7 protein-coding genes are annotated in these 6534 nt (G+C 63.0%); 2 read left to right on the forward strand and 5 right to left on the reverse strand.

The window, feature by feature from the left end; genetic code table 11:
* Nucleotides 1-26: 26 nt before the first annotated feature.
* On the reverse strand, nt 27-1160 hold the full coding sequence (mltG, locus tag V6766_RS09200) for an endolytic transglycosylase MltG (RefSeq protein WP_448465685.1): 1134 nt from the start codon (nt 1158-1160) through the stop codon (nt 27-29).
* A 16-nt stretch (nt 1161-1176) separates the two neighbouring features.
* Between mltG and V6766_RS09205 the strand changes: the two genes are divergently transcribed.
* Complete coding sequence (locus tag V6766_RS09205) at nt 1177-1341, forward strand: hypothetical protein (protein ID WP_448465687.1); 165 nt, start codon at nt 1177-1179, stop codon at nt 1339-1341.
* Nucleotides 1342-1397: 56 nt separating this feature from the next.
* Here the strand turns inward: V6766_RS09205 and fabF are convergent, their stop codons facing one another.
* From fabF to fabD, 4 genes are all read right to left on the reverse strand, one after another.
* Nucleotides 1398-2660: a beta-ketoacyl-ACP synthase II gene (fabF, locus tag V6766_RS09210; protein WP_448465689.1), complete on the reverse strand. Its 1263-nt coding sequence runs from the start codon at nt 2658-2660 to the stop codon at nt 1398-1400.
* Between the two features lie 234 nt (nt 2661-2894).
* Nucleotides 2895-3131: an acyl carrier protein gene (locus V6766_RS09215; RefSeq protein ID WP_018062986.1), complete on the reverse strand. Its 237-nt coding sequence runs from the start codon at nt 3129-3131 to the stop codon at nt 2895-2897.
* A 277-nt stretch (nt 3132-3408) separates the two neighbouring features.
* On the reverse strand, nt 3409-4146 hold the full coding sequence (gene fabG, locus V6766_RS09220; RefSeq protein WP_448465691.1) for a 3-oxoacyl-[acyl-carrier-protein] reductase: 738 nt from the start codon (nt 4144-4146) through the stop codon (nt 3409-3411).
* Between the two features lie 49 nt (nt 4147-4195).
* The gene (gene fabD / locus V6766_RS09225; RefSeq protein ID WP_448465693.1) at nt 4196-5140 is read right to left on the reverse strand and encodes an ACP S-malonyltransferase; all 945 of its coding nucleotides are present in this window, start codon (nt 5138-5140) and stop codon (nt 4196-4198) included.
* Between the two features lie 226 nt (nt 5141-5366).
* Here fabD and V6766_RS09230 point away from each other — a divergent pair, with 226 nt between their 5' ends.
* Nucleotides 5367-6413, forward strand: a complete 1047-nt coding sequence (locus tag V6766_RS09230; protein ID WP_448465695.1) for an aldo/keto reductase — start codon at nt 5367-5369, stop codon at nt 6411-6413.
* Nucleotides 6414-6534: the final 121 nt, after the last annotated feature.

Below are 6534 nucleotides of genomic sequence, written 5' to 3' on the forward strand. Positions count from 1 at the left end.
GCAATAGACAGGCAAACGCACGGTTTTTAGTTGGCGGAACGCTCGGCCTCGACCTTGCGCCATGCCCGCACATTGGCGTTGTGCTCATCCAGCGTCTCGGCAAAGGCGTGGCCGCCGCTGCCATCGGCAACAAAATACAGCGCATCGGTCTCGGCGGGGTTGGCGACGGCCTCCAGCGCATCGCGTCCCGGATTGGCGATCGGCCCCGGCGGGAGACCGTTGATGCGATAGGTATTGTACGGCGTTTCCTTGTCGAGATCGGAACGATAGATCGGGCGATCGGAGGGTTTTCCCTCGCCGCCGAAAATGCCGTAAATCACGGTCGGATCGGACTGGAGGCGCATGCCGCGCTTGAGACGGTTGAGGAACACCGCCGCAACCTGCGGCCGCTCTTCCGCCACGCCGGTTTCCTTTTCCACGATCGAGGCAAGCGTGAGGAATTCCTCCTTGTTCTCGATCGGGAGATCCCGGGCGCGCTGCAGCCAGATTTCATCGACCAGCGCCTCCTGTCCCGCCTCCATCTGCTCAACGATCTCGATACGCGGCGTTCCGCGCGCAAAGGAGAAGGTCTGCGGCATCAGGCTGCCTTCCGGCGGCAATTTCTCCGGCAGATCACCGGAAAGGTTCGGGTCGGCCGCCAGCTTGTCGAAGACCTCGCGCACCGTCAGCCCCTCGGGAAAGGAAATGCTGAACAGGATCGACTTGCCGGATTCGAAAAGATCGGCGATCTCCTGCATCGAAGCGCCCGCCTCGATTTCGTAATCGCCGGCCTTCAGGGTCTCGCCGTCGCGCATGCGCGCCGCCGTCACATAGCGGAAAATCCGGGAATCCGAGATCACGCCCGCGCGCTCCAGATCACGCGCGATCATCGCCAGCCCCGCGCCGCTCTTCACCGTGAATTCCGTGTCGGCGGCGAGCGGACCGGGATCGCGATAGCTCGACATGGCGTAGTAATAGATTGCGATTGCGCCGAGGCAGCACAGCACCAGCAGCGTCATCATGAAATTAAGCAGGATGACGACCGGGCTCTTGGCTTTCTTCGAACGCGCGCTTGGTTGGGGTACACGCTCAGGCCTCAGCGCCTGCTTGGCCGATTTCACCGCCGCCGGTCTGCGTTCCGGCGCCGAACTGCGCTCACTGTCCTGATCCGAGCCGCTCACCGGACCCCCTTTTCGCATGTTCCTCGACGACTTCGACAAGCCGCCTGACCCAAATGAATTGCCGGTGTTGTTATCAATGTCCGACATTGCCGGCGAACCGGATGAAAACGGCCAGTCGAAGCTTAGCCGGATGGCGGCGCTGATTCGTCATCAACGGCTGCCAAAGCCTGCTCTTCAATAAAAAAACGGCTGTAAAATGTCAGCCGTTTCTTTTCCATGTCCACAATGGCGGTCGGCTCAATCCGCGTAGCGCCGCAGCACCAGCGAGGCATTGGTGCCGCCAAAGCCGAAGGAATTCGACAGCGCGACATCGATGTTGCGCTTGCGGGCCGCTTTCGGCACCAGATCGATCGCCGTCTCGCGCTCGGGATTGTCGAGATTGAGCGTCGGCGGCGCAATGTTGTCGCGGATCGCCAGCGTCGAGAAGATCGCCTCGATCGCGCCCGCCGCGCCCAGAAGATGGCCGGTCGCGGACTTGGTGGAGGACATCGACACCTTGCCGGCGGCACCGCCCAGCAGTCGTTCGACGGCGCCAAGCTCGATCGTGTCGGCCATGGTCGAGGTGCCGTGGGCGTTGATGTAGTCGACCTCGGACGGCGCGATGCCGGCGCGCTTCAACGCGGAGGTCATGCAGCGGAAGGCGCCCTCGCCATCCTCGCTCGGCGCGGTGATGTGGAAGGCATCGCCGCTCATGCCATAGCCGACGACCTCGGCATAGATCTTGGCGCCGCGGGCCTTGGCGTGTTCAAGTTCCTCCAGCACCACAATGCCGGAGCCCTCGCCCATCACGAACCCGTCGCGATCGACATCATAGGGGCGCGAGGCGCGCTGGGGGTCGTCATTGAAATTGGTGGAAAGCGCCTTGCAGGCGGCAAAACCGGCGAGCGCGATGCGGCAGATCGGCGATTCCGTTCCGCCGGCGACCATCACATCGGCATCGCCGTAACCGATGATCCGGCTGGCGTCGCCGATCGCATGCGCGCCCGTGGAGCACGCCGTGACCACGGAGTGGTTGGGACCGCGCAGCTTATGGCGGATCGAGACCTGGCCGGAAGCAAGATTGATCAAACGGCCGGGAATGAAGAACGGGGAAACGCGGCGGGGGCCGCGGTCGCGCAGCGTGTAGCCGGCTTCAACGATGCCCTCGAGCCCGCCGATGCCGGAGCCGATCAGCACGCCGGTGGCAATCTGGTCGTCGTCGCTCTCGGGATGCCAGCCGGCATCGTCAAGCGCCATGTCGGCGGCGGCGATCGCATAGGTGATGAACGGATCGACTTTGCGCTGTTCCTTCGGCTCCAGCCACTGATCGGCGTTGAAGGTGCCATCGCTGCCGTCGCCAACCGGGATCATGCATGCAATCCGGGCTGCAAGGTCTTCGGTCTCGAACGCCGTGACCTTGCTTGCGCCGCTGACGCCGTCAAGCAGACGCGACCAGGTTGTCTCGGTTCCTGAGCCCAGCGGCGTTACCATGCCCAGACCGGTGATTACGACACGCCTCATTGGTAAATCGCCCCCATTCTCTCAAGTTTCTTGTCTTCGTGACCGGCGTTTCATGCCGGCCGGCGCCGAGCGGAATCGGCATTCGTCCGACTATAAACGCTCTCGTCACAAGCGCAAAACCGTCCGTGATGCGCTCCCGTCCCGGAACGCCGGACAAAAAAATGGCCCGACTGATCGGGCCGTTCGAGGCGGGTTGCAGGTATGACCCGAACGCCGCCCTGAATTTTCAGTCGATCAGGCCTGAGCCTTTTCGATGAACTTGATGGCATCGCCGACCGTGAGGATCGAATCAGCGGCATCGTCGGGGATTTCCACACCGAACTCTTCTTCGAAGGCCATGACCAGCTCGACGGTATCGAGCGAGTCGGCGCCGAGATCGTCGATGAAGCTTGCGCTTTCGACAACCTTGTCGGCATCCACGCCCAGGTGGTCAACTACAATTTTCTTAACGCGTTCTGCGATATCGCTCATGTCGGTTTCCTCGACCTGTCTCAAGTTCTACCGGATGCCTTGACATCCGCTATGTGAAAGCCGCCGGCCCTCCAAAAGGAAACACGCCGCGGCGGATATGTGAACCAAAGCCCACTTAAACCGAAATCCCGGTCGATGGACCGGGCTTCGCTCACTGGACTGTTCTTGGCAGTCCCGGCCCGCTTACCATGCTTTGTTCTGAGCGCAAAGCCCAAAAAACACCGCGTTGCCGGTCTCTCCAGCATTTTCGACGGCCCGCGTGGAGCGGACCGCGATGTCAGATCATGGCCATGCCGCCATTGATATGCAAGGTCTGGCCCGTCACGTAGCCGGCCTCGTTGGAGGCAAGATAGGTAACGGCGGCGGCAATGTCATCCCCGCTGCCCATCCGCTTCATCGGAACGGCGCCGAGGATCGCCTCTTTCTGCTTGTCGTTCAGCTTGTCGGTCATCGCGGTTTCGATGAAGCCGGGGGCAACGCAATTGACCGTGACGTTGCGCGGCGCGACTTCCTGCGCCAGCGATTTCGAAAAGCCGATCATGCCGGCCTTGGCGGCGCAATAGTTCGCCTGGCCCGGATTGCCGGTGACGCCGACGATCGAGGTGATGTTGATGACCCGGCCGAAACGGCGGCGCATCATCGGGTGCATGATGGTGCGCGTCAGCACGAAGGCGGCGGTCAGATTGACCTCCAGCACGCTTTCCCAGTCGGCATCGCTCATGCGCACGAACAGGCCGTCCTTGGTGATGCCGGCATTGTTGACCAGAATGTCGATGCCGCCGAGATCGGCCTCGGCCTTTTCACCGAGCGCCTTGACGGCTTCGCGATCCGAAAGATTGGCTGGGAACACATGGGTGCGTTCGCCAAGCTCGCCGGCGAGTGCCTCGAGCTTTTCCGCGCGGGTGCCGTGGAGCGCCACGGTCGCGCCCTGGGCGTGGAGCATGCGGGCGATCGCCTCGCCGATGCCGCCGCTGGCGCCGGTAACGAGCGCCTTTCGGCCAGTCAGATCCAACATGTCATAACCTCGTCAGATGTTTGCCCGCAAGAACCGGGCCGTTTCGTTTTCAGCCCTTGATCGCCTTCAGCGCCGCGTCGATATCGCCCGGCGCGCCGATGGCCACACCATTCAACGAGCGCTCGATGCGCCGCGCAAGACCGGTCAGCACCTTGCCGGCGCCGACTTCATAGAGCGTTTCGATTTCGTTTGCCGCAAACCAGCTCACCGTCTCCCGCCAGCGCACCCGACCGGTGACCTGCTCGACCAGCAGCTTCGTGATCTCGTCGGGATCGGAAACGGGGGCGGCGCGGACATTGGCGATCACCGGCACCACCGGCTCGCCGCGACGGACTTCGGCCAGCGCCTCTTCCATCGCGTCGGCGGCCGGCGCCATCAGCGCGCAATGGAAGGGTGCGGAGACCGGCAGCAGCAACGCGCGCTTGGCACCCTTTTCGGTCGCGATCCCGACCGCCTTTTCGACAGCGTCCTTGCTGCCGGAGATGACCACCTGGCCGCCGCCATTGTCATTGGCGATCTGGCAGACGCCGGCGGAGGCGGCGTCTTCGCAAAGCGCCTCGACATCATCGAATTCGAGCCCGATGATCGCCGCCATCGCGCCCTCGCCGACGGGGACCGCGCGCTGCATGGCATTGCCGCGTATCCTCAGAAGACGCGCGGTATCGGCCAGCGAGAAGGTGCCGGCGGCGCACAGCGCCGAATATTCGCCGAGCGAATGGCCGGCGACATAGGAAATGTCCTTGGCGAGATCGAGCCCTTCGGCTTCCAGCACCCTGACGGTTGCAAGCGAGACCGCCATCAGCGCCGGCTGGGCGTTGGCGGTGAGCTGAAGCTGATCCTCCGGTCCTTCCCAGATCGTGGCGGAAAGTTTCTCGCCGAGCGCATCGTCGACTTCCTCGAACACCAGCCGGGCGGCCGTGAATTCGTCCGCCAGCGCCTTGCCCATGCCGACGGTCTGGCTTCCCTGTCCGGGAAAGGTAAATGCAACGCTCATCTCGATCAGCCTCTTTGCCGTGAAACCTCCCCGCGCGCTCCTTCTTCATAGCGGATCGCGTCGGTTTTCGTTCTCCAATTGACGTTTCATGCGCCCAAGTCAAGGGCGCGCCATGATGCGCCGTTATGGGGCCCGTCCCGAAAAAAGCCCGGATGCGCTTGCGCCCGGGGCGCTTCACGCTAAAGTCGCCTCACCGATCACACCAGCCGTTTTTCAAGGTAAACTTATGAAAATCAAAAGTTTGGGCCGCACCGGCATCAGGGTTTCGCAAATCTGCCTCGGCACCATGACATGGGGCACGCAGAACACGCTGGAGGAAGCCTCCGCCCAGATGGACTATGCCGTGGAAAACGGCGTCAACTTCTTCGATACCGCCGAGATGTATCCGACCACGCCGATCGGCCCGGAAACCTATGGCCGCACCGAGGAATTCATCGGGCAATGGCTGAAGGCGCGCGGCAGGCGCGACGATATCGTGCTGGCCAGCAAGGTCGCCGGACCCGGCCGGCCTTGGGTCAGAGACGGCGCGCCGGTAACCCCCGCCGGCATCCGCACCGCGCTCGATGACAGCCTGAAGCGGCTCAACACCGATTACATCGACCTCTACCAGGTACACTGGCCGAACCGGAACCATTTCCACTTCCGCAATTCCTGGTCCTATTCCCCCTTCGGCCAGGACCGCCATCAGGCCCGCGTCGATATCGCCGAAACGCTGGATACGCTCGACGCGCTGGTGAAGGCCGGCAAGATCCGCGCGATCGGGCTTTCCAACGAAACCTGCTGGGGCACGATGAAATATCTGGAGCGCGCCGAGGCGAAGGATCGCGCCCGCATCGCCACCATCCAGAACGAATACAATCTTCTCTACCGCCACCACGATCTCGATATGGCGGAGCTCGCCTTTCACGAGGATGTCGGCCTGCTGGCATTCTCGCCGCTGTCCGCCGGGCTTCTCACCGGCAAATACCGCAACGGAAAGCGGCCCGAAGGATCGCGCGCGGCGGTCTCGTCTGCCGATCTCGGCGGCCGCCTGCAGGAGCATCAGGAACCGGCGGTCGATGCCTATTGCAAGCTTGCCGAAACCCACGGACTGGACCCGGCGCAGATGGCGATCGGCTTTGTGCTGTCGCGCCCCTTCGTGACCGCCGCCATCATCGGCGCGACCACGATGGACCAGCTCAAGACCAACATCGCCGCAGCAGACGTGGCCATGACCGACGACATTCTCGGCGATATCGCAAGGGTGCACCGGGCGTTCCCGGCGCCGGTCTGAGGCCCAGCCGCATAGCCCCCAGACAATCTCCCCCCTTGAGGGCAGGGCTATCGCATAGCGCGTAGTAGCTTGCTCCCAATACTCTCTCCCGCTGGCGGGAGAGATGCCCCGAAAGGGGCAG

The sequence above is a fragment of the Martelella sp. AMO21009 genome, from assembly GCF_053484295.1.

Excerpts from the sequence above, each read along its gene's own strand:
- fabD (WP_448465693.1), bottom strand. The coding sequence starts at position 5,140 with ATGAGCGTTGCATTTACCTTTCCCGGACAGGGAAGCCAGACCGTCGGC.
- V6766_RS09205 (WP_448465687.1), top strand. The coding sequence starts at position 1,177 with ATGTTCCTCGACGACTTCGACAAGCCGCCTGACCCAAATGAATTGCCG.
- V6766_RS09230 (WP_448465695.1), top strand. The coding sequence starts at position 5,367 with ATGAAAATCAAAAGTTTGGGCCGCACCGGCATCAGGGTTTCGCAAATC.
- V6766_RS09215 (WP_018062986.1), bottom strand. The coding sequence starts at position 3,131 with ATGAGCGATATCGCAGAACGCGTTAAGAAAATTGTAGTTGACCACCTG.
- fabF (WP_448465689.1), bottom strand. The coding sequence starts at position 2,660 with ATGAGGCGTGTCGTAATCACCGGTCTGGGCATGGTAACGCCGCTGGGC.
- fabG (WP_448465691.1), bottom strand. The coding sequence starts at position 4,146 with ATGTTGGATCTGACTGGCCGAAAGGCGCTCGTTACCGGCGCCAGCGGC.